Here is a 22579-nt window from a genome sequence, read left to right on the forward strand (position 1 = left end):
CGCACCCCGTACGAGTGGTGCGTCCTCAGAAGACGTCCGGCAGGTCGCCGGTGAGATAACGCTGCACGCTCGGGCCCACCGCGGCCACCAACCGGTCGGGCTCGGCGGACGCCACCGGTTCCACCTTGAGGACGTACCGGACGACGGCGAGGCCGGCGATCTGGGTGGCGACGAGCGCGGCCCGGGTGGGCGCCTCCTTCTCGTCGATGCCGAGTTCGGCCACCGCCCGGCGCAGCACCTGCGTCACCACGAACTCCCGCATCAGCCGCGCCGTCCACTCGTTGCTCATCGCCGAGCGCATGAGGGCCACCGCGGCGGCGCCGGCGGGGGAGTCCCACACGCTCAGCACTACCCGCACCAGGCGTACGCCCGCCTCCTCGCGCGGCCCGGCGAGGGCCTGCGGGATCACCTCTGCGGGGTCCACCGGCGAGTTCATGCTCGCCAGGAACAGCTTCTCCTTGGTGCCGAAGTAGTGGTGCACCAGCGCCGGGTCGACCCCGGCGGCCCCGGCGATGGCGCGGATCGAGGCCTTGTCGAAGCCGCGCTCGGCGAAGACGGCACGGGCGGCCTCCAGGATGGACTGCTTGGTGTCCTGGTTGCCCGGACGCCGCCCGCTGCGCCGTACCAAAAGAAGATCTCCCCCGTCGTCTCAGCCGGTCCGCCGCCGCAGCGTCGCGGCCGCGAGCGTGAGCGCCGCGATCGCCGCGACTGTCACGACCGCCAGGTCCCACCACATCGTCGTGGTGGCGTCGGCATGCCGGCCGACCTGCGCCAGGGCGTCCACCGCGTACGACAGCGGAAAGACGTCGCTGGCCGCCTGCAGCCAGCCCGCCATCTGCCCGCGCGGCACGAACAGCCCGCAGAGCAGCAGCTGGGGCACGACCACCACCGGTAGGAACTGTACGGCCTGGAACTCCGTACGGGCGAAGGCACTGCAGAACAGCCCCAGGGCGACCCCCAGTACGGCATTGACCACGGCGATGACCACCACCAGGCCCGGGCTGCCGACGGTGTCGAGCCCGAGCAGCCAGTACGCCGCCCCGACCGCCACGGCGCCCTGCACCGTCGCGGCGAGACCGAAGGCGATGCCGTACCCGAAGAGCAGGTCCAGTTTCCCGAGCGGCGTGGTCAGCAGCCGCTCGAGCGTGCCGGTGGTCCGCTCCCGCAGCATGGCGATGCTGGTCACCAGGAACATGGTGACGAACGGAAAGATCCCGAGCATCACCAGCGCGATCCGGTCGAACGTCGGGCCGGCGTTCGCGTACATGAAGTACAGCAACGTCAGCAACGCCGCCGGGACGACGATCAGCAGCGCGACGGTACGCCGATCGTGCCGCAGCTGCCGCAGGATCCGGCCCGCCGTGCTGAACGTGATCCGGAGGTTCATCGCGCTCCGACCTCCTCGCGGTCGCGGATCAGGCGCAGGAACGCCTCCTCCAGGTCCTCGGTGCCCGCCGCCGCCCGGATGGCGGCCGGGGAGTCGTCCCCGATCAGCTGTCCCTCGCGGATGAGCAGCAACCGGTCGCAGCGCCCGGCCTCGTCCATGACGTGGCTGGAGACCAGCAGCGTGGTGCCCTCGTCGGCGAGGGCGTGGAACTTGCCCCACAGGTCGGCGCGCAGCACCGGGTCCTGCCCGACCGTCGGCTCGTCGAGCACCAGCAGCTTCGGGCTGCCGATCATCGCGCAGGCCAGGGAGGCGCGACTGCGCTGGCCGCCGGAGAGATTGCCGACCAGCTGCCCCGCGGCACCGGACAGGCCGACGTCCGCGACGGCCCGGTCCGCGTCGGCCGCTGACAGGCCGTAGAGGGAGGCGAAATACCGGGCATTCTCGCGTACGGACAGATCGGCGTAGACGCTCGGCGACTGGGTGACATAGCCGACGGTACGCCGCAGCGCCGCGGAGCCCGCCGGTTGTCCGAACACGGTGACCGTGCCGGACCGGATGATCTGGACCCCGACGATGGCCCGGATGAGCGTCGTCTTGCCGCTGCCGCTGGGCCCGAGCAGCCCGGTGACGCTCCCCGCCGGCACCGCACAGGAGATCCCTTGCAGGACCCGGCGCTTCCCCCGCTCGACCACGAGGTCACCGACCTCGATGGCGCTCGACATCATGACCTCCAGGAACTCATCAACTGTTGAGTTCAACAGTAGGTGAATTCTGGAGCCCGGGCAATGAGGCCCCGCGAAGCTGGCACACGACCATGACAAAGGCCGCGATCCCGCCTCGGCGGAATCGCGGCCTCACGGAGGGCACGCAGGGACTACAGGCCCAGGATGCGGTCCAGGAATTCGCGGTAACCGCGCATCGCCATGCGCATGCTCTCGGTGTCGGGGTGCTCGGTGCCGCGCAACGGGTCGAGCTGGTCGCGCTCGGCGAGCATCGACTCCGTCAGCTCGTGGACGGCGTCGGTCAGCAGGTCGTGCGCCCGGGTCAGCGCGGCCACCGGGTCGTCCACGAACTGGGCCTTGACCTCGTGCCACTCGCCCCGGAGCCGGTCCCCGGCGGCCTCGTCCCAGAACGAGATCGAACTCTCGTCCAGGTCACCCGGGCGCAGCGGCTGGCCGGGGGCCACGCCGGCGGTCTCCCGCGCCGCCCGCCGGCCGGCCGGGGCGTCATCGGCAGAGCGGCGTCCCCCGGGCCGGTCGTCGCCCGTCCGCCGGGCGGCGTTCTCGTCACCGTCCCCGGTGGCGCGGCGCCCGGTCTGCGGCTCGTCGAGGTCCGGGACCGCGCGCCGTCCGCCGGCCGGAAGCGGGTCCAGCCGGTACGCCGTCGATGCGGAAGGCTCCGAGCCCCAGCCGCCGAGCAGATCCGCGGACGCCGGCGCGGCTCCCGGCTGCGCCGGGCTCGGCGCGTAGCGGTCCGCCGGTGCCTGGCCGGCTCCGGACGGTCCCGGGGCGGGACCGGCTCCGGACGGTCCAGGGGCGATACCGGCTCCGGACGGTCCCGGGGCGAGACCGGCTCCGGACAGTCCCGGGGCGAATCCGGGGAAGGGATCGAGCGGCGCACCGCCCGGGGACGCCGGGATGGACGCGCTTCCGGCGGTGCCGCCGCGGTGGACCGGCGGCGCCCAGGCATCGTGCGAGGGCTCCTCGGTGGGCTGACCGGAGACCGGCTGCGTGGCGGCCGGGCGGGTGGAGGGCGGGAGCGGCACCGGGGCCGATCCCGAGGCGGCGGGCTGGCCGCTCACCGGGCGTCCACTCGGTGACGGCCGGTCGGTCCGCAGCTCGCCGACACGGGGCTCACCGGTCCGCGGCTCACCGGCACGCGTTTCACCGGTCCGCGGCGACGGTTCGCCGGTCCCGGGCAGCGGCTCACCGGTCACGGAGCGCCCACTCAGGAACGGCTGACCGCTCACCGGGCGGCCGCCCAGCGGCTCGTCGGAGGTGTCCGGCCCGGAGCCGGGCGGCGGCGCGAGCGGGTCGACCGGCATCGGTGGGTTGCCCGCGGTCGCGAACGGCGACGGCGCGTACAGCGGCGGGGTGTCGGGCGGCGGCGCGAACGGCGAGCGCGAGTGAGGCAGCGCGCCGTTGATCACCGGCGACTGCCCGTTGGCCGTCGGCGTGCCGCCATGGCGCGGCCCGATCTCTCCGTTACGGTGCCCGTTCGTCTCCACCGGGGGGAAGCCTCCCTGATTCGTCCAGCGTGGCGCGTTTGTCGTCCCGCCCAGCAGCGCGTCCGCGGGGCGGCGCGAGCCGAGCGCGACCAGCTTCGTGTCGTTGGTCAGCGGCCGCGGTGCAGCGTAGGGGGTCAGGGCACGTTCCGCGTCCCCCGGCGGCCGATCGCCCGTCTCCTCGCTCCCGCCCGGCGTCCGGTCGTGCGCCGGGCTCAAGTCCTCGCGGCCGCCGCTGCCGTCCTCCACCAGACCGTCGACGACTCGCTCCGGTGCTCCGAGGCCGCGCAGCTCCGTTCCCGGCTCGACCACGTTTCTCCCCGGGATTCCTGGCTCGAGCGTGTCCCTCCCCGGGGTTTGCGGCTCGGGCGCGTCCCTCCCTGGGGAGAGCGGGTCAGCGTGGGGCGAGTCGGCCCCGGGCAGCGGAATGCCCGGCGGCGGAGTGCCGGGTGCCGGTGTGCCGGTCCGGTCGTTTCCCGCTGTTCCGGACGCCGGCCAGAAGCGGCCGAGGCCGCGCGACTGCCGGCCGTCCTCGGGGTTGGCCGTCGGCTCCATCTTCGAGACTCCCGTCACGGTGGCGGCGCGACCGGCCCGGACGGCCGGGCGGTCGGGCGCGGGGCGCGACACCCGGGCAGGCGCGGCGCACGACGACGGTACCGTCCTCGCCTCCGCCGTCACACCCCCTGTGCGGGTCCGTGACCGGATCGTGGGCTAGGGGGCATACGGCCCGTGGACGCCCGGGGGAGTGCGAGACAATCTGGCACTGTGCCCGTCACCGATCTCGAGAATCAGCCCGCCCGGCCGTCCGCGCTCGACCCGGCCGTCGCCGCCCGCCTGCGCCGTACCTCCGACGGCCTGGTCGCCGCCATCGTGCGGGAGCACGACACCGGCGACGTCCTGATGCTGGCGTGGATGGACGACGAGGCGCTGCACCGCACCCTCACCACCGGGCGCGCCACCTACTGGTCGCGCAGCCGCCGGGAGTACTGGGTGAAGGGCGCGACGTCGGGCCACCACCAGCACGTCCGTTCCGTAGCCCTGGACTGCGACGGCGACGCGCTGCTGCTCACAGTGGACCAGGTCGGCGCCGCCTGCCATACGGGCGAGCACACCTGCTTCAACGACCACCTGCCAGTCACCCCACCGCCCAGCGGAAGCGGCCGGCCGGCCGGCTCGCCGGCCCAGGGCGGCGCTCAGCCCGGGGAGGACGCATGACCAGCGGCGCCGTCACACCCGGTGAGGAGACGTTCGTCGCCCGGGCGGCGCGCCGGCGGGTGGTGCCGGTGATCCGGCGGCTGCTCGCCGACGGTGAGACCCCGATCGGCGTCTACCGCAAGCTGGCCGGCGGCCCCGGCACCTTCCTGCTCGAGTCGGCGGAGCAGGGCGCCGGCTCCGCCGCCTGGTCGCGCTACTCGTTCGTCGGCGTACGCAGCGTCGCGACGCTCGTCGAGCGGGACGGTGAGGCCGCTTGGCTGGGGAGCCCACCGGTGGGCGTACCGCTGGGCGGGGATCCGGTGGCGGCGCTGCGGGAGACGGTCGCGGCCCTGGCGGCCCCGGGCGACGAGGACCCGGCCGGCGACCTTCCGCCGCTCACCGGGGGCATGGTCGGGTATCTCGGCTACGACCTCGTCCGCCGGTTCGAGCGGCTGCCCGCCACGGCCGTGGACGACGTACCCCTGCCCGAGCTGGGAATGATGCTCGCCACCGACCTCGTCGTGCTCGACCACTACGACGGTTCGGCGATCCTGGTCGCCAACGCGGTTCTGCCCGACGGTGCCGACGCCGCCACCGCGCGGGCCGCTTACCACCAGGCCGTGGGCCGGCTCGATGCGATGACCACCGCCCTGTCCCGGCCCACCCCGCCGATGATCTCCACGGTGGAGCGGGTGCCGTCGGGCGAGGTGGTCAGCCGTACACCGCCCGGCGACTACCAGAAGGCGGTGGAGACGGCCAAGGAGGCGATCCGGGCCGGCGAGTGCTTCCAGATCGTCGTCGCCCAGCGCTTCGAGCGGGCCACCGACGCCGACCCGCTGGACGTCTACCGGGTGCTGCGGGCGACGAACCCCAGCCCGTACATGTATCTGCTGCGTTTCGATGATTTCGACATCGTCGGTTCGTCGCCGGAGGCGCATCTCAAGGTCAGCGCCGCCGAGGGTGGCCACCGCCGGGCGCTGCTGCACCCGATCGCGGGTACGCGCTGGCGCGGCGCGACGCCGGAGCAGGACAACGCCCTCGCGGCGGAGCTGCTCGCCGACCCGAAGGAGCGCTCTGAGCACGTCATGCTGGTCGACCTCGGCCGCAACGACCTGGGCCGGGTCTGCCGGGCCGGCTCGGTCGAGGTGCCGGACTTCGCGCGCATCGAGCGGTACAGCCACGTCATGCACATCGTCTCGACCGTCGTCGGCGAGCTCCGCGACGACCGTACGGCGTTCGACGCGCTCGCCGCGACGTTCCCCGCAGGAACCCTCTCCGGGGCGCCCAAGGTACGCGCCATGGAGATCATCGAGGGGCTCGAGCCGACCCGTCGCGGCCTGTACGGCGGCACGGTCGGCTACTTCGGCTTCGCGGGCGACATGGACATGGCCATCGCGATCCGTACGGCGCTGATGCGCGGCGGCACGGCGTACGTCGGCGCGGGTGCCGGCATCGTGGCGGACTCGGACCCGGCCGCCGAGGAGCAGGAGACGCGCAACAAGGCGGCCGCGGTGCTCGCCGCGATCGCCGCCGCCGAGACCCTGCGCGCGGCACGGTGACCCCGCCCGACGGCAAGAGCGGCGCGGCGGCCACGCCCGGGGGCAAGAAGGGCGCGGCGGCCACCCCCGGCCGCAGGCTCGGCGTCACGGTCCTGACCTGCGCGGCGGGTGCGGGGCTGGCGCTCTACGCGATCACCAGGACCTGGGCGGTCGAGGTGACCACCCGGCCGGGCCTGCCGGATTTGCGGACGGCCCGCACCGGCACGGACGTGGCTCCCTGGGTGATCGGCCTGGCGCTGGTGGCGCTGGCCGGGGCCGGGGCGCTGGTCGCCACCCGCGGTACGGCCCGCCGCGTGCTCGGCGTCCTGCTCGCGCTGGCCGGTGCCGGTGTGACAGCCGGCGCGGTCGTGGGCCGCGCCGGGCTGGAGGTCGGGTCGGCCGGGGCCGGCGGCACGCTGTGGCCGGTCGTCTGCGCGCTCGGCGGGCTGCTCGTCGTGGCCGGCGGCTGGCAGGCGTCGCGGCACGGCCACGAGTGGCCCGGCATGGGGGCACGCTACGAACGCCGCCCGCAAGCCGCACCGCCGGCCGACGACGACCAACGCGCGGACACCCGGGCGGTATGGGACGCCCTCGACCGAGGAGACGACCCGACCGCGCGGTGACTCAGCGGGGAGACGACCCGACCGCGCCGTGGCTCAGCGGCTGGTCGCCAGGGCGGCGGGGGACACGCTCGACAGCGGGGAAGAGCCGGCCGCATCGCTGCCGGCGTTGCGCCGCCGCGGCTGGGCGGCCAGCACGGCCACCATCGCGTCCATGTCCGCGCGGGCCTGTGCACGGGCCCGGTCGGCGCAGATCGCGGCCCAGGCGTTGCCCCGGGCGGTGCGCATCTTCTCCTCGCCGACGACTCGGCGCTCCACCCCGGCGATCAGCTCGGCGGCGTACGAGACGACGGTGCGGGAAAGGGCGGCGAAGCCACTCTCGTCGCTGGCCATGGTCACCTCCACAGTGCTCGCGCGGGCCCCGGCGTGCGTGCCGCCGCGGACCAGTGTGCCCGAGTCCCATGGTGCCGGAGTCGTATTTCCGAACGGTGACACGACCGTCAACACGAAGGAGGATCAGCCGATCATCCAGGGGGTCCCAGCTAGCCGCCGGATGCCGCGGGGGAGGATGTGACAGAAGAGACAGGTTCCGTCCGGGGACGCATTATGCCGCAGCCCACCTCGTGAGGCGCGCCATACCCCGGGCGGCCGGACGCGTCGGCGGCCACCTAGCATCGGGCCGAGGACACCCGGAGAGGGGAGTCATTAGGTGACATCCGATCAGCGTGGTGCGGGATCGCAGAACGTGCTCGAGGAGATCCTCGCGGGGGTACGCGAGGACGTCGAGGCACGTCAGGAGCAGGTTCCGCTGGAGCAGGTGCGCGAGCTCGCGGCGGCGGCCCCGCCGGCGATCGACGCGTACGCGGCCCTGCGGAAGCCCGGCGTGGCGGTGATCGCCGAGGTGAAGCGGTCGTCGCCGTCGAAGGGCGCACTGGCCGACATTCCCGACCCGGCGGAGCTCGCAGGCGAGTACGCAGCCGGCGGTGCACGATGCATCAGCGTGCTGACCGAGGGCCGCTGGTTCGGCGGCTCCCTGGAGGACCTGGCCGCGGTGCGGGCCGCGGTCGGCGTGCCGGTGCTGCGCAAGGACTTCGTCGTCTCCAGCTATCAGGTGCATGAGGCCCGTGCCCACGGTGCCGACCTCGTGCTGCTCATCGTGGCGGCGCTCGAGCAGAACGTTCTCGTCGGCCTGCTGGAGCGGATCGAGTCGCTGGGCATGACCGCGCTCGTCGAGGTGCACAACGAGGAAGAGGCCGACCGGGCACTGGACGCCGGCGCCCAGGTCATCGGGGTGAACGCCCGTGACCTCCGGACGCTGGAGGTGGACCGGTCCGTCTTCGAGCGGATCGCGCCGGGGCTGCCGAACAACGTCGTCAAGATCGCCGAGTCCGGGGTCCGCGGCCCGCACGACCTGATCCGGTACGCGTCCGCGGGCGCCGACGCGGTCCTGGTGGGCGAGGGCCTGGTCACCAAGAAGAGCCCTCGCGACGCCGTGGCGGAACTGGTCAACGCCGGTAACCACCCCGCCACGCCCCGGCCCGTGCGATGAGTGCACCGGCCCTGCCCGACCTCGCCGGTCACTTCGGCCGGTACGGCGGGCGGTTCGTCCCCGAGGCGCTGGTGCGGGCGCTCGACGAGCTCGACGCCGCGTACCGGTCGGCCAAGACCGACCCGGTCTTCCAGGAGCGGTTCACCGGCCTGCTGCGCGACTATGCCGGTACGCCGTCGCTGCTCTACCGGGCCGAGCGGCTGTCCGCGGCGATCGGCGCCGAGGTCCTGCTCAAGCGGGAGGACCTGAACCACACCGGCGCGCACAAGGTACGCAACGTGCTGGGCCAGGCGCTGCTCGCGAAGCGGATGGGCAAGCCGCGGGTCATCGCCGAGACCGGCGCGGGCCAGCACGGCGTCGCCAGCGCCACCGCGGCTGCGCTGCTCGACCTCGAGTGCGTCGTCTACATGGGCGAGACCGACACCGAGCGGCAGGCGCTCAACGTCGCCCGGATGCGGATGCTCGGCGCCACGGTGATCCCCGTGACCAACGGCTCGCGGACCCTGAAGGACGCCCTCAACGAGGCCCTCCGCGACTGGGTCGCCAGCGTCGACACGACCCACTACCTGCTCGGCACCGCGGCCGGACCGCACCCGTTCCCGGAGATCGTCCGCGACTTCGTCGGCGGCATCGGCACCGAGGCCCGCGAGCAGTGCCTCGTGCAGATCGGCCGGCTGCCCGACGCCGTTGCCGCCTGCGTCGGCGGCGGCTCGAACGCCATCGGCATCTTCCACGCCTTCGTCGGCGACGAGCAGGTCCGGCTGTACGGCTTCGAGGCCGGCGGCGACGGCGTGGAGACGGGCCGGCACGCCGCGTCCATCACCGGCGGCTCGGCGGGGGTCCTGCACGGTGCCCGCACGTACGTGTTGCAGGACGAGGACGGCCAGACGGTCGAGTCGCACTCGATCTCGGCGGGCCTCGACTATCCCGGCGTGGGCCCCGAGCACGCGTGGTTGCACGACACCGGCCGGGCGGTCTACGAGCCGGTCACCGACGACGAGGCGATGGCCGCGTTCCAGCTGTTGTGCCGCACCGAGGGCATCATCCCGGCGATCGAGAGCGCGCACGCCCTGGCCGGCGCCGCGCGCATCGCGCCGCAGCTGACGAAGGAGCTCGGCCGCACCCCGACCATCGTCATCAACCTCTCCGGCCGCGGCGACAAGGACGTGCACACCGCGGGCGCCTACTTCGGCATCCTCGACCAGCGCGAGGTACTCGTACCGGGGGAGCAGGAGTGACGCGGCGCAACGGGTGTCACGGCGCGATGGACCCGAGGGCAGGGATGGCGTGAGTATTTCCGAGACCTTCGGCAAGGCGAAGGCCGAGGGGCGGTCGGTGCTCGTCGGGTGCATGCCCGCCGGCTTTCCGAACGTCGACGACAGCATCAAGTCGATGGTCGCCATGGCCGAGGCCGGCTGCGACGTCATCGAGGTCGAGCTGCCGTACAGCGACCCGGTGATGGACGGGCCGGTGATCCAGAAGGCCAGCGACATCGCCCTGGCGGGAGGCGTACGCACCCGCGACACGCTGCGCATCATCGAGGCGGTCGCGGGCACCGGCGCCACGGTCGTGCTGATGACGTACTGGAATCCGGTCGAGAAGTACGGTGTCGACGCCTTCGCGCGGGACCTGGCGGCGGCCGGCGCCACCGGCATGATCACCCCGGACCTCATCCCGGACGAGGCCGAGGAGTGGATCGCCGCCGCCGACCGGCACGCGATCGACCGTACCTTCCTGGTCTCGCCCTCCTCGACCGACGAGCGGCTTGCGATGACCGTCGCGAACTGCCGCGGGTTCGTCTACGCCACCGCGCTCATGGGCGTCACCGGCGCGCGCACGACGGTGTCGTCGCAGGCGCCGGAGCTCGTGGCGCGGGTCCGCGCCGCCGACCCCGAGATGCCCGTCGGTGTCGGTCTGGGGGTGGGCACCGGGGCACAGGCCGCCGAGGTGGCCGCCTTCGCCGACGGCGTGATCGTCGGCAGCGCGTTGATCCGCTGCGTGCTCGAAGCCCCCGACCTGGCCGCCGGCCACCAGCGGTTGCGGGCGCTCAGCGCGGAACTGGCCGAGGGCGTCCGCGCGGGCAAACCCTCCTGACACCGACCCCGGCGATCGGCGGTAGGGTGCGCGCGTGACCCTCGCCGCTATCCCCAGCCCGACGACGTCGGTGTGGCACGTCCTCGGCATCCCGCTCCGGGCGTACGCGCTCTGCATCGTCCTCGGCATCGTCGCCGCCGTCTTCGTCATGGAGTACAGGCTGCGCCGCCGCGGCGTCGCGCCGTGGGCGTCCCTGGACATGGCCGTGTGGGCGGTGCCGTTCGGCATCGTCGGCGCGCGGATCTACCACGTGATCACCTCCCCGGCGGAGTACTTCGGCGACGGCGGCCAGCCGATCCGGATCTTCCAGATCTGGGAGGGTGGCCTGGGTATCTGGGGCGCGGTCGCCGGCGGTGCGCTCGGCGCCTGGTTCGCCGCCCGCCAGCTGGGGCTGCCGCTGTCGGTGTTCGCCGACGCGCTCGCGCCCGCCCTGCCGCTGGCCCAGGCGATCGGCCGGTTCGGCAACTGGTTCAACAACGAGCTGTACGGCAGCGAGACGACCCTGCCGTGGGGCCTGCGGGTGCACGACATGGACCGCGCCGATCCCGGGCACGCCACGGTCATCGACGGCAAGCCGGTCACCCTGCCGGACCTCTACCACCCGACCTTCCTGTACGAGGCCGTCTGGGACGTCGGCGTGGCCGGGCTGGTCTGGGCGCTCGACCGCAAATTCAAGTTCGGCCGCGGGCGCGCCTTCGCGCTCTACGTGATGGCGTACACGGTGGGCCGCTGCTGGATCGAGATGCTGCGCATCGACGAGGCCAACCACCTGTTCGGCGTCCGGCTCAACGTCTTCACCTCGATCGTGGTGTTCGCCCTCGCCCTCGCGTATTTCCTGCTGGTGCGGGGCCCCCGCGAGTACGTCGTGCCGATCGACGCGCCGGAGACCGAACCCGAGCCGGTCTCCGCCGGCGACGTGGACCAGGTGGACGTGGGCGCGGGCGAGCCGGTGGTCAAGACCCCGCAGGCCTATCAGGTGGTCAGCGAGGAACGGTTCCGAGGGTACGAACGCACGGGCGTGCTGCCACCTGCCGCCGCGGTGCCGGAGAAGCCCGCCGCGGCCCCGGAGACGCCGGAGGATGTCACCGGGGACGACGACGCCGAGGCCGCAGCCTCCTCGGGTTCCACCTCCGACGAGCACTAGAAGCCGGGCCCGCGACATGCGCACGGCCGTGGTGGTGGGTGCGGGCATGGCGGGGCTGGCCGCCGCCGGTGCCCTCGCCCGCGAGGGCTGGCAGGTCACCCTCCTCGAGCGCGGTGAACGCGTGTCCGCGCCGCCGACCGCGCTGGTGCTCTGGCCCAACGGCCGCCGCGCGCTGGAGTCGCTGAACCCCGACGGCGGCTGGTCCGCGATCGCCGCCCCGCTGCCCGACGGCGGCGTACGCCGACCCGACGGGCAGTGGCTCGTCGTCCCGCACAACCGGCCCGGGGCGGGGCCGGCGCCGGCCGTCGTGCACCTCGAAGACCTCTACGACGCCCTGGTGGCCGGGCTGGGCGACGGCGTGGAGATCCGCACCGGCGTGGAGATCACCGTCGTGCGGGCCCGGCGCGCCGCCCGGCCCGCGGTCGGCGCCGGCCGCCAGCTCTACGAGGCGGACCTGATCGTCGCGGCCGACGGCATCGACAGCCCGGTACGCCGCGCACTCGCCCCCGAGGCGGTCGCGGTCGGTTCCGGCTTCGCCGCGTGGCAGGCCGTCGTCCCGGCGTACCGGGTGCCCGCCCTGCCGCCGGACCAGGCCGCCGGTGGCGAGACCCTGGGCGCGGGTTACCGCTTCGTCTCGATGCCGCTGGGCGAGCGCGCGGCCGGCCGGGGCGGTGTCTACTGGGTCGCCACGGCGGCCGGAGCGTCCCGGCCGGAGCCGCCGGCCACCCAGCTTGCCCTGTTGCGCCGATGGTTCAAGAGCTGGCACGCGCCGATCGGCGAACTGCTCGCGGCGACCCGTCCCGAGGATCTCGTCCCGCAGGAGGTCCGCGAGCTGCGGCCGCTGCCCCGGACGTACGGGTTCCGTCGCGGCTCCGGCGGCGTGGTGCTGCTGGGCGACGCGGCCCACGCCATGCCGCACCACCTCGGCCAGGGTGCCTGTCTGGCCTTCGAGGACGCGGCGACGCTGCGATCACTGGTCGCGACCGTGGAGCCGGGGGCGGCGCTGGGCCAGGCCGTGGAGGCATACGACAAGGCCCGGCGGCCGCGTACTGTCTCGGTGGTGCGGCAGAGCCGGCGGATGTCCGCGGTGGTGCAGGCCCGCGGCCGCCTCGCGTTACGCGCCCGGGACGCGGCGTTGGGCTCGCTGCGACCCCGGATCCTGGGCCACGCCCACGGCCTCGCCGCGGACTGGCAACCCCCGGAATGAGCCGCGGACTGGAGGCCTCCGGAGTGAGCGGGCTGGCAACCGACGGAATGAGCGGGGCCTACAGCGGCGCCACGGTGGGCGAGGCGATGCAGGCGGTGCCGACGCGGCGGAAGCCCACCCGCGAGTAGAGGCGGGCCACGTCGTCGTCGCCGGCCGACAGGAACACCAGGTCGTCGCCGTCCTCGAGGGCGCGGCGGGCCAGGCTGGCGGTGAGCTGCGAGGCGTATCCGCGGCGCCGGGCCGCCGGCAGGGTCGCCACGCCGGCCACCTCTGCGACGCCACCCACGCGCTGCACCGAGCCGGAGGCGAGGATGCCGTCGGCGGGGGAGTCGACCACCGCGCTGACGAAGCGGCCGGATGCGTGCCGGCGTACCTGATCCGCGATGACCTCGTCACCCGGCGCCGGGACCGCGTCGCGCTGCGCCGGTCCGGCGGGCTCCATCACCAAGGCGCCGGCCCGGTCCGTCGCCGGGGCGGCGCCGGTCGCGGATGCCGGCGCGCCGAAGCCGAGCCGGCCGACCGCGCGGCTGGCGGCGATGTCGGCGGCGAAGCCGGGGCTCGACGGGTCGAGGAACCGGATGGTGGCGCCGGGGATCGGCAGGTCGGGCACCAGCGCGGCCCGATCGAGCACCATCAGCGGGGCGAGCAGCACCTCCAGCCCGGCGGAGCGGGCGACGGCGAGCAGGTCGGGGGTGGTCTCGTGCACCCATTCGAACGCTTCCGGGACGCCGAGCTCTCGTTGGCGCGCCCGCACGGCAGTAACATCGGCGGCAGACGGCGTCTCACCCCCTATCCGGGGACGGGCGTAGTAGGGCCATCCCGCACCCTCGCGGATGAAGAGTACGAAGCCCCCGATGTCCTCCGTGACGGTGGCATCGCGGGGCACGGAATCGTAGAAACGCTCCAGCCGGGTGAAGACGTCGGTATCCTCTAGCGCCACCGCGCGAGACTACCTAACCCGCGTCGACGAAGTGTGATCTATCCGCACCTGGCGGAGATCGGTGACGACTAACGTAGTATCGAGAGACTTTTGCAGGGCCGACGTCGTCCCGACCTTCAACGGAAACACCAGTGACGATCGGAGGCCCGGTGGCTCTTCCGCACCCCCAGGGTTTGTACGACCCGGAGAACGAGCGCGACGCGTGCGGTGTCGCCTTCGTGGCCGATATTCACGGCCGACGTTCCCACGATGTGGTCGCCAAGGGCCTCTCCGCGCTCATCCGCCTCGACCACCGGGGCGCCCGCGGCGCCGAATACAACACAGGTGACGGCGCCGGAATCCTGATCCAGGTACCGGACGCCTTCCTGCGCGAGGTCGTCGACTTCGAGCTGCCCGCCCCCGGCGCGTACGCGACCGGCCTGGTCTTCCTGCCCAACGACGAGTCGGAAGCGGCCCGCGCGATCGCGGTCTTCGAGAAGTACGCCCTGGTCGAGGGCGGCGACATCCTCGGCTGGCGGGACGTCCCGGTGGACCCGTCCGGGCTGGGCGAGAGCGCGGAGGCCGCCCGCCCCGTCATCAAGCAGGTCTTCCTCGCCGCGCACCGGCTCACCGGCAGCAAGACCGGCAAGGCCGGCGACCAACTGTCCGGCGTCGACCTCGACATCGTCGCGTTCTGCATCCGCAAGCAGGCCGAGCGTGAGACCCACCAGCGCGGCGTCGAGGCGTACTTCCCGTCGCTGTCCGCGCGCACCATCACGTACAAGGGCATGCTGACGCCCGACCAGCTGCCGGAGTTCTTCCCGGACCTCACCGACGAGCGCATGAACAGCGCCATCGCGCTGGTGCACTCGCGGTTCTCCACGAACACGTTCCCGTCGTGGCCGCTGGCTCACCCGTACAGGTTCATCGCTCACAACGGTGAGATCAACACGATCCGCGGCAACAAGAACTGGATGGCGGCCCGCGAGGCGCTGCTGGCGTCGCCGAACCTGCCCGGCAGCATCAAGCGGCTGTTCCCCGTCTGCACGCCGGAGGCCTCCGACTCGGCGAACTTCGACGCCGTCCTGGAGCTGCTGCACCTCGCCGGGCGCAGCCTGCCGCACGCCGTACTGATGATGATTCCCGAGGCGTGGGAGAACGACCCGGGCATGGACCCGGCGCGGCGCGCCTTCTACCGCTTCCACGCGAGCCTGATGGAGCCGTGGGACGGCCCGGCCAGCGTGGCGTTCACCGACGGCACGATCATCGGCGCGGTCCTCGACCGCAACGGCCTGCGCCCGGGCCGCTGGTGGCACACCAGCGACGGGCTGGTCGTGCTCGGCTCCGAGGCCGGCGTGCTCGACCTCGACCCGGCCACCGTCGTCGCCAAGGGCCGCCTCCAGCCGGGCCGGATGTTCCTGGTCGACACCGCGGCCGGGCGCATCGTGCACGACGACGAGATCAAGGCCGAGCTGGCCGCCGCCGAGCCGTACGACGAGTGGCTGCACGCCGGGCTCATCGACCTTCAGGACCTGCCGCCGCGCGAGCACACCATCTACACGCACGACTCGGTGATGCGGCGCCAGCAGACCTTCGGCTACACCGAGGAGGAGCTGAAGATCCTGGTGGGCCCGATGGCCCGGGCCGGCGCAGAGCCGCTCGGTTCGATGGGTACGGACACCCCGATCTCGCCGCTGTCGACCCGGCCCCGGCTCCTGTTCGACTACTTCCACCAGCTGTTCGCCCAGGTCACCAACCCGCCGCTGGACGCCATCCGCGAGGAGCTGGTCACCAGCCTGTCGATGACCATCGGCCCCGAGGGCAACCTGCTCGACCCGGGGCCGGCCAGCTGCCGCCAGGTCGTGCTGCCGTGGCCGATCATCGACAACGACGAGCTGGCGAAGCTGCTCTCCATCGACGACGACGGCGACCTGCCCGGCTTCAAGGCGGTCCGGGTCTCCGGCCTCTACCCGCTGCGCGACGGCGCCGAGGGCATCAAGGCCCGCCTCACCCAGATCTGCCGGCACGTCTCCGAGGCGATCGAGGACGGCGTCCGCATCCTGGTGCTCTCCGACCGCGACTCCAACGCCGACCTGGCGCCGATCCCGTCGCTGCTGCTCACCGCCGCCGTGCACCAGCACCTGGTCCGGGAGCAGACCCGCACGCAGGTGGCGCTCGTCGTGGAGAGCGGCGACTGCAGGGAGGTGCACCACGCGGCCGTGCTGATCGGGTACGGCGCCGCGGCGGTGAACCCGTACCTGGCCTTCGAGAGCGTCGAGGACCTCATCGCCACCGGGCCGCTCGCCGGCATGGAGGCGAGCAAGGCGGTCCGCAACTACGTCAAGGCGCTCGGCAAGGGCGTTCTGAAGATCATGTCCAAGATGGGCATCTCGACCGTGTCGTCGTACTGCGGCGCGCAGGTGTTCGAGGCGGTCGGCCTCGAGGACGAGCTGCTGCAGCGCTACTTCACCGGCACCTCCGGGCGCATCGGCGGCTGCGGGCTGAGCGAGATCCACGAAGAGGTCGCCGCGCGGCACGCCAAGGCGTACCCGAAGAACCCGGCCGAGCGCAGCCACCGCCGCCTCGAGGTCGGCGGCGAGTACCAGTGGCGCCGCGAGGGCGAGGTCCACCTGTTCAACCCGGAGACAGTCTTCCTGCTGCAGCACGCCACCCGCAGTAAGCAGTACGACGTCTTCAAGCAGTACACGGAGAAGGTCGACGGTCTCGCGGCGGCCGCGGGTTCGCTGCGCGGGCTGTTCCGGTTCAAGCCCGACCGGGAGCCGGTGCCGCTGGAGGAGGTCGAGCCGGCGTCGGAGATCGTCAAGCGGTTCGCCACGGGCGCGATGTCGTACGGCTCCATCTCCGCGGAGTCGCACGAGACCCTGGCGATCGCCATGAACCGGCTCGGCGGCAAGTCGAACACCGGCGAGGGAGGCGAGGACGTCGAGCGCCTCTACGACCCGGCCCGCCGCTCCAGCGTCAAGCAGATCGCCTCCGGCCGCTTCGGCGTGACCACGGAATACCTGGTCAACGCCGACGACCTGCAGATCAAGATGGCGCAGGGCGCGAAGCCGGGCGAGGGCGGCCAGCTGCCGGGCAACAAGGTGTGGCCGTGGATCGCCAAGACCCGGCACGCCACCCCCGGCGTCGGGCTGATCTCGCCGCCGCCGCACCACGACATCTACTCCATCGAGGACCTGGCCCAGCTGGTCCACGACCTCAAGAACGTCAACCCGGCTTCGCGCGTACACGTGAAACTGGTCTCCGAGATCGGGGTCGGCACCGTCGCGGCGGGCGTGGCCAAGCTCAAGGCCGACGTGATCCTGATCTCCGGCCACGACGGCGGTACGGGCGCCAGCCCGCTCAACTCGCTCAAGCACGCCGGTTCCCCGTGGGAGCTGGGCCTGGCCGAGGCCCAGCAGACGCTGCTGCTCAACAAGCTGCGCGACCGGGTCACAGTGCAGGTCGACGGTCAGCTCAAGACCGGCCGCGACGTCGTCGTGGCGGCCCTGCTCGGCGCCGAGGAGTTCGGTTTCGCCACCGCGCCGCTGATCGTCTCGGGCTGCATCATGATGCGGGTCTGCCACCTGGACACCTGTCCGGTCGGCATCGCCACGCAGAACCCGGTGCTGCGCGAGCGCTTCAACGGCAAGCCGGAGTTCGTGGAGAACTTCTTCCTCTTCCTCGCCGAGGAGGTCCGCGGCTACCTGGCCGAGCTGGGCTTCCGCAGCATCGACGAGGCGATCGGGCACGCCGAGGTGCTCGACGTCGTCCCGGCGGTGAGCCACTGGAAGGCTCAGGGCCTCGACCTGACCCCGCTGCTGTACGTGCCGGAGCTGCCCGAGGGCGCGTCCCGCCGCGGGATCGTCGCCCAGGACCACGGCCTCGACAAAGCGCTCGACAACGAGCTCATCGCGCTCGCCGAGCCCGCCCTGACCGACGGCCGCGAGGTCCGGGCCGAGCTGACGGTCCGCAACGAGAACCGAAGCGTGGGCGCCATGCTCGGCGGCGAGGTGGCCCGGCGCTACGGCGGCAACGGCCTGCCCGACGACACGATCGAGTTCACCCTGCGCGGCACGGGCGGCCAGTCGTTCGGCGCGTTCCTGCCGCGCGGCGTGACGCTGCGGCTGATCGGCGACACCAACGACTACGTCGCCAAGGGCCTCTCCGGCGGGCGGGTCAGCGTGCGGCCGGCCGAGGAGGCGCCGTTCGTCGCCGAGGAGAACATCATCGCGGGTAACACCATCCTGTACGGAGCGACGGCCGGCGAGGTGTTCCTGCGGGGCCGCGCGGGCGAGCGCTTCGCGGTCCGCAACTCGGGAGCGTCCGCGGTCGTCGAGGGTGTGGGCGACCACGGCTGCGAGTACATGACCGGCGGCGTCGTGGTGGTCCTCGGCGCGATCGGGCGCAACTTCGCGGCCGGCATGAGCGGCGGCAAGGCGTTCGTGCTCGGCCTCGACCAGCAGCTGGTCAACCCCGAGCTGGTCGACCTGGCCCCGCTCACCGCCGACGAGCAGGAGACCGTGCACGCCCTGGTGGAGAAGCACCACGCCGAGACCGGGTCCGCGGTGGCGGAGCGGCTGCTCAAGGACTGGCCGGCGGCGGTGGCGGAGTTCACCGCGGTGGTGCCGCGTGACTACAAGCGAGTGATGGAACTGATCAGGACCGCCGAGGCTGCCGGTCGCGACGTCGACGAGGCGGTTATGGGGGTCACCCGTGCCTGATCCGAACGGTTTCCTGCGGTACGAACGGCAGCTGCCGAAGCGCCGCCCGGTGCCCGTACGCATCCGCGACTGGAGCGAGGTCTACCCGCCGGCCGGCGAGGAGCTCATCCGCGACCAGGCCACCCGGTGCATGGACTGCGGCATCCCGTTCTGTCACGAGGGCTGCCCGCTGGGCAACCGCATCCCGGACTGGAACGACCTGGTCCGCACCGGCGCGTGGGCGTCGGCGGCGGAGAGCCTGCACGCCACGAACAACTTCCCGGAGTTCACCGGCCGGCTCTGCCCCGCCCCCTGCGAGGCGGCCTGCGTGCTCGGCATCGCCGACGACGCGGTCACCATCAAGCAGGTCGAGGTCGAGATCGCCAACCACGCCTTCGACCTCGGGTACGTACGACCGCAGCCGCCCGCCACCCTGTCCGGCAAGTCGGTGGCCGTGGTCGGGTCGGGCCCGGCCGGTCTCGCCGCCGCGCAGCAACTCGCGCGCGCCGGGCACGCGGTGACGGTCTTCGAGCGCGACGACCGCATCGGCGGCCTGCTGCGCTACGGCATCCCGGACTTCAAGCTCGAGAAGGAGCGCATCGACGCCCGCCTCGCGCAGATGGAGGCCGAGGGCGTGGTGTTCCAGACCGGCGTGAACGTCGGCGTGGACGTGACGGCCGACGACCTGCGCGAGCGCTTCGACGCCGTCCTGCTCACCTGCGGCGCCCTCGCCGGCCGGGACACGCACGAGACGCCCGGACGGCAGCTCAACGGCGTACACCTGGCCATGGATCACCTGGTCCCGGCCAACCGGATGGTCTCCGGCCTGCAGGACACGACCCCGATCGACGCCAAGGACCGCCACGTCGTCATCATCGGCGGCGGCGACACCGGCGCCGACTGCCTCGGCGTCGCCCACCGCCAGGGCGCGGCCAACGTCATCCAGCTGGACCAGTACCCGCTGCCCCCGGAGACCCGCGCCGCCGAGCTGCACCCGTGGCCGACCTGGCCGGTCATCCTGCGCAACTACCCGGCCCACGAGGAGGGCGGCGAGCGCGTCTTCGGCGTGGCGGTGCAGGAGTTCGTCGACGACGGCTCCGGGAACGTCGCGGCGGTCCGCGTCGCCGACGTCGTCGTCGAGCGGATCAACGGCCGGCGCACGGTCACCATCACCCCCGGTTCGGAGCGCGACCTGCGCGCCGACCTGGTCCTTCTCGCGATCGGCTTCGAGGGTACGGAGCAGCAGCCGCTCCTGGAGCAGCTCGGCGTGAACCGCAACGCCCGCGGGGCGGTGGACGCGCACGACAACTGGCAGACCGAGGCGGACGGCGTGTTCGTCGCCGGTGACATGCACCGCGGCGCATCGCTCATCGTGTGGGCGATCGCCGAGGGCCGGGCCGCCGCCGCCGCGATCCACCAGTACCTGGGTGCGCACGGCGACCTGCCGGCGCCCGTACGCCCGGCGTCGCAGCCGCTGACCTCGATCCGGTAGCCGCACGGCACGACTTCGACGGCCCGTTCCCGCGTTCCGGGGGCGGGCCGCTGTCGTCTGCCCGTACCCCTGCCGGGGCATCTGTGCGCGGCGGCCCGAGGCGGACGGATAAGCTGGGGGCGATTGCGGTCGCTGACGCCCGCCACCGATTTTGCGAGCAAGCGCGCCCGAGGCGGTTTTCCGGGCGGCGCCACTCGTCGTTCATCCCCATGACGGGGATCGGCCAGCGGGCCGATCCGAAAGAGAGACTAGCCTGATGGCTGTGACACGCCGCGCAAAGATCGTCTGCACCATGGGTCCCGCGACCGCCTCCACCGAGCGCATGCTCGGTCTGGTCGAGGCCGGCATGGACGTGGCCCGGCTGAACTTCAGCCACGGCAGCCACGAGGACCACCAGAAGATCTACGACATGGTCCGCGCCGCCGCGAAGCAGACCGGCCGCGCCGTCGCCGTGCTCGCCGACCTGCAGGGGCCGAAGATCCGCCTCGGCAAGTTCGCGAACGGCCCGCACGTGTGGAGCACCGGTGACGTCGTCACCATCACCAGCGACGACATCCTGGGCACTCCGGACCGCGTCTCGTGCACGTACAAGAAGCTTCCGGAGGAGGTCAAGGTCGGCGACCGCCTCCTCATCGACGACGGCAAGGTCGCCGTCGAGGTCTCCGCCGTGCAGGGCAACGACATCCGGTGCCTGGTCACCGAGGGCGGCCCGGTCTCCAACAACAAGGGCGTGTCGCTGCCCAACGTCGCGGTCAGCGTTCCCGCGATGAGCGACAAGGACGAGGAGGACCTGCGCTTCGCCCTCGGGCTCGGCGTCGACCTGGTCGCCCTGTCGTTCGTGCGCTCGCCCGACGACATCAAGCTCGTGCACCAGATCATGGCCGAGGAGAACAAGACCGTCCCGGTCATCGCCAAGGTCGAGAAGCCCGAGGCGGTCACCCACCTCGAGGCGATCGTGATGGCGTTCGACGGCGTCATGGTGGCCCGCGGCGACCTCGGCGTCGAGCTCCCGCTGGACCAGGTGCCGCTGGTGCAGAAGCGCGCCGTGCAGCTCTGCCGCGAGAACGCGAAGCCGGTCATCGTGGCGACCCAGATGCTCGACTCGATGATCGAGAATTCCCGCCCGACCCGCGCCGAGGCCTCCGACGTGGCGAATGCGGTCCTCGACGGCGCCGACGCGGTGATGCTCTCCGGCGAGACCTCCGTCGGCAAGTATCCGGTGCTCACCGTCAGCACCATGGCGAAGATCGTCACGACCACCGAGAGCGGCGCCTTCGGCGTGCCGGTGCTGCAGCACGACCCCCGTACCCACGGCGGCGCGCTGACCGTCGCGGCCTCGCGCATCGCCCGCAACATCGGCGCCAAGGCGCTCGTCGCGTTCTCCCAGACCGGCGACACCGTACGCCGCCTCTCCCGGCTGCACTGTGAGCTGCCGCTGCTCGCCTTCACGCCGGTGCCCGAGGTGCGCGACCAGCTCGCGCTCTCCTGGGGTGTCGAGACGTTCCTGACGGACTTCGTCGAGCACACCGACGACATGTTCCGCCAGGTCGACCAGAGCATGCTCGGCCTCGGCCTGGCCAAGCCCGGCGACTACGTCGTGGTCGTGGCCGGCAGCCCGCCGAACGCGCCCGGCTCCACCAACACCCTGCGGGTACACCAGCTCGGCTCGCTCGTGGACCCGGGCACCGTGTGAGTGCGCCACTGCACGGACAGGCCGCCGTCGACCAGCTGCTCGAGGTGCTCGACCTCAAGCAGCTGGACGAGGCCCGGTTCCAGGGGGAGAGCCCGCAGGTCGGTGCCCAGCGTGTCTTCGGCGGCCAGGTCGCCGGCCAGGCGCTCGTGGCCGCGGGACGCACTGTCTCCCCGGATCGCCACGTGCACTCGCTGCACGGCTACTTCGTCCGGCCGGGCGACCCGACCGTCCCCATCGACTTCACGGTCGAGACGATCCGCGACGGGCGCTCGTTCTCCGTACGCCGCTCCACCGCCCAGCAGCACGGCAAGCCCATCTTCTTCATGTCGGCGTCGTTCCAGGTGACCGAGCAGGGCCTCGACCACCACTCGCCGCCGCCGGAGGGAGTGCAGGGGCCGGAGGAGACCCCGACGATGCAGGACTGGGTCGCCAAGTACCCGCATCGGAAGAAGGCCTTCGCCGCGGCACCGCAGGCGATCGACGTGCGCTACGTGAGCACGCCGGGCTGGGTGCCCCCGGGCGACCGCGACGCCGCCGAGCAGCAGCGCGTCTGGATGCGCATCAACGGCACGCTGCCGGACGACCCGCTGATCCACGCGTGCGCCCTGACGTACGCGTCGGACCTGTCGCTGCTGGACTCGGTCCTGTCGTTCCACGGCGAGGTGTGGGGCCCGGGCGGCGTGATCGGGGCCAGCCTCGACCACGCCCTGTGGTTCCACCGGCCGTTCCGGGCGGACGAGTGGATCATGTACGACTGCGTCAGCCCGTCGGCGAGCGGAAGCCGGGGGCTGGCGAGCGGGCGCATGTTCACCCGCAACGGGGTGCACATCGCCAGCGCGGTCCAGGAGGGCCTGCTGCGCCGCGTCGGCGCCTGA

The 22579-nt window shown here is 72.8% G+C and carries 18 protein-coding genes; 12 read left to right on the forward strand and 6 right to left on the reverse strand.

What is annotated here, in order from left to right; genetic code table 11:
- Positions 1–25: 25 nt before the first annotated feature.
- The 4 genes from AB0368_RS23515 to AB0368_RS23530 all read right to left on the reverse strand — a co-directional run bounded on the left by AB0368_RS23515 (position 26) and on the right by AB0368_RS23530 (position 3923).
- Complete coding sequence (locus AB0368_RS23515; RefSeq protein WP_366156078.1) at positions 26–628, reverse strand: TetR family transcriptional regulator; 603 nt, start codon at positions 626–628, stop codon at positions 26–28.
- Between the two features lie 21 nt (positions 629–649).
- On the reverse strand, positions 650–1387 hold the full coding sequence (locus AB0368_RS23520) for an ABC transporter permease (RefSeq protein ID WP_366156079.1): 738 nt from the start codon (positions 1385–1387) through the stop codon (positions 650–652).
- Positions 1384–2109, reverse strand: a complete 726-nt coding sequence (locus tag AB0368_RS23525; protein WP_366156155.1) for an ABC transporter ATP-binding protein — start codon at positions 2107–2109, stop codon at positions 1384–1386. Before AB0368_RS23525 ends, AB0368_RS23520 begins: the two co-directional genes overlap by 4 nt.
- Positions 2110–2261: 152 nt before the next feature.
- Complete coding sequence (locus AB0368_RS23530; protein ID WP_366156080.1) at positions 2262–3923, reverse strand: hypothetical protein; 1662 nt, start codon at positions 3921–3923, stop codon at positions 2262–2264.
- A 453-nt stretch (positions 3924–4376) separates the two neighbouring features.
- Here AB0368_RS23530 and hisI point away from each other — a divergent pair, with 453 nt between their 5' ends.
- From hisI to AB0368_RS23545, 3 genes are read left to right on the forward strand one after another with little or no spacing between them, the layout of a single operon-like run.
- Complete coding sequence (gene hisI, locus AB0368_RS23535; RefSeq protein WP_366156081.1) at positions 4377–4826, forward strand: phosphoribosyl-AMP cyclohydrolase; 450 nt, start codon at positions 4377–4379, stop codon at positions 4824–4826.
- A complete protein-coding gene (locus AB0368_RS23540; RefSeq protein ID WP_366156082.1) occupies positions 4823–6364 on the forward strand; it encodes an anthranilate synthase component I in 1542 nt (513 codons plus the stop codon). The genes hisI and AB0368_RS23540 overlap by 4 nt, the downstream gene beginning before the upstream one ends.
- The gene (locus AB0368_RS23545) at positions 6361–6966 is read left to right on the forward strand and encodes a Trp biosynthesis-associated membrane protein (protein ID WP_366156083.1); all 606 of its coding nucleotides are present in this window, start codon (positions 6361–6363) and stop codon (positions 6964–6966) included. The genes AB0368_RS23540 and AB0368_RS23545 overlap by 4 nt, the downstream gene beginning before the upstream one ends.
- 33 nt (positions 6967–6999) lie before the next feature.
- Here the strand turns inward: AB0368_RS23545 and AB0368_RS23550 are convergent, their stop codons facing one another.
- Positions 7000–7296: a hypothetical protein gene (locus AB0368_RS23550; RefSeq protein ID WP_366156084.1), complete on the reverse strand. Its 297-nt coding sequence runs from the start codon at positions 7294–7296 to the stop codon at positions 7000–7002.
- Between the two features lie 352 nt (positions 7297–7648).
- Between AB0368_RS23550 and trpC the strand changes: the two genes are divergently transcribed.
- From trpC to AB0368_RS23575, 5 genes are read left to right on the forward strand one after another with little or no spacing between them, the layout of a single operon-like run.
- A complete protein-coding gene (gene trpC / locus AB0368_RS23555) occupies positions 7649–8452 on the forward strand; it encodes an indole-3-glycerol phosphate synthase TrpC (RefSeq protein ID WP_366156156.1) in 804 nt (267 codons plus the stop codon).
- Positions 8449–9690, forward strand: coding sequence for a tryptophan synthase subunit beta (trpB, locus tag AB0368_RS23560; protein WP_366156085.1), 1242 nt, complete (start codon positions 8449–8451; stop codon positions 9688–9690). Before trpC ends, trpB begins: the two co-directional genes overlap by 4 nt.
- Before the next feature lie 49 nt (positions 9691–9739).
- Entirely contained in the window at positions 9740–10546 is an 807-nt protein-coding gene (trpA, locus tag AB0368_RS23565; protein WP_366156086.1) for a tryptophan synthase subunit alpha, read from the forward strand.
- 34 nt (positions 10547–10580) lie between these two features.
- Complete coding sequence (lgt, locus tag AB0368_RS23570; RefSeq protein ID WP_366156087.1) at positions 10581–11690, forward strand: prolipoprotein diacylglyceryl transferase; 1110 nt, start codon at positions 10581–10583, stop codon at positions 11688–11690.
- 16 nt (positions 11691–11706) lie between these two features.
- The gene (locus AB0368_RS23575; protein ID WP_366156089.1) at positions 11707–12897 is read left to right on the forward strand and encodes an NAD(P)/FAD-dependent oxidoreductase; all 1191 of its coding nucleotides are present in this window, start codon (positions 11707–11709) and stop codon (positions 12895–12897) included.
- Positions 12898–12955: 58 nt separating this feature from the next.
- On the opposite strand, the gene AB0368_RS23580 is transcribed toward AB0368_RS23575, so the two are convergent.
- Positions 12956–13837 (reverse strand): GNAT family N-acetyltransferase, encoded by an 882-nt coding sequence (locus AB0368_RS23580; protein WP_366156090.1) that lies wholly within the window; start codon positions 13835–13837, stop codon positions 12956–12958.
- Positions 13838–13968: 131 nt separating this feature from the next.
- On the opposite strand from AB0368_RS23580, the gene gltB reads away from it, so the two are divergent.
- The 4 genes from gltB to AB0368_RS23600 all read left to right on the forward strand — a co-directional run bounded on the left by gltB (position 13969) and on the right by AB0368_RS23600 (position 22579).
- Entirely contained in the window at positions 13969–18540 is a 4572-nt protein-coding gene (gene gltB, locus AB0368_RS23585; RefSeq protein ID WP_366156091.1) for a glutamate synthase large subunit, read from the forward strand.
- Positions 18533–20011 (forward strand): glutamate synthase subunit beta, encoded by a 1479-nt coding sequence (locus AB0368_RS23590; RefSeq protein WP_366156092.1) that lies wholly within the window; start codon positions 18533–18535, stop codon positions 20009–20011. Before gltB ends, AB0368_RS23590 begins: the two co-directional genes overlap by 8 nt.
- A gap of 256 nt (positions 20012–20267) precedes the next feature.
- Positions 20268–21704, forward strand: coding sequence for a pyruvate kinase (pyk, locus tag AB0368_RS23595; RefSeq protein ID WP_366156093.1), 1437 nt, complete (start codon positions 20268–20270; stop codon positions 21702–21704).
- Positions 21701–22579 carry an acyl-CoA thioesterase II gene (locus AB0368_RS23600; RefSeq protein WP_366156094.1) on the forward strand — a complete coding sequence of 293 codons (879 nt, stop codon included), beginning with the start codon at positions 21701–21703 and terminating at the stop codon, positions 22577–22579. The genes pyk and AB0368_RS23600 overlap by 4 nt, the downstream gene beginning before the upstream one ends.

Source organism: Actinoplanes sp. NPDC051475, from assembly GCF_040689425.1.
In the GTDB taxonomy this organism is placed as follows: Bacteria; Actinomycetota; Actinomycetes; order Mycobacteriales; family Micromonosporaceae; genus Actinoplanes.

What these genes read in the sequence shown, in the direction of transcription:
- AB0368_RS23520 (WP_366156079.1), bottom strand. Translation starts at nt 1,387, where the DNA reads ATGAACCTCCGGATCACGTTCAGCACGGCGGGCCGGATCCTGCGGCAG.
- AB0368_RS23525 (WP_366156155.1), bottom strand. Translation starts at nt 2,109, where the DNA reads ATGTCGAGCGCCATCGAGGTCGGTGACCTCGTGGTCGAGCGGGGGAAG.
- AB0368_RS23540 (WP_366156082.1), top strand. Translation starts at nt 4,823, where the DNA reads ATGACCAGCGGCGCCGTCACACCCGGTGAGGAGACGTTCGTCGCCCGG.
- AB0368_RS23550 (WP_366156084.1), bottom strand. Translation starts at nt 7,296, where the DNA reads ATGGCCAGCGACGAGAGTGGCTTCGCCGCCCTTTCCCGCACCGTCGTC.
- trpB (WP_366156085.1), top strand. Translation starts at nt 8,449, where the DNA reads ATGAGTGCACCGGCCCTGCCCGACCTCGCCGGTCACTTCGGCCGGTAC.
- AB0368_RS23575 (WP_366156089.1), top strand. Translation starts at nt 11,707, where the DNA reads ATGCGCACGGCCGTGGTGGTGGGTGCGGGCATGGCGGGGCTGGCCGCC.
- pyk (WP_366156093.1), top strand. Translation starts at nt 20,268, where the DNA reads ATGGCTGTGACACGCCGCGCAAAGATCGTCTGCACCATGGGTCCCGCG.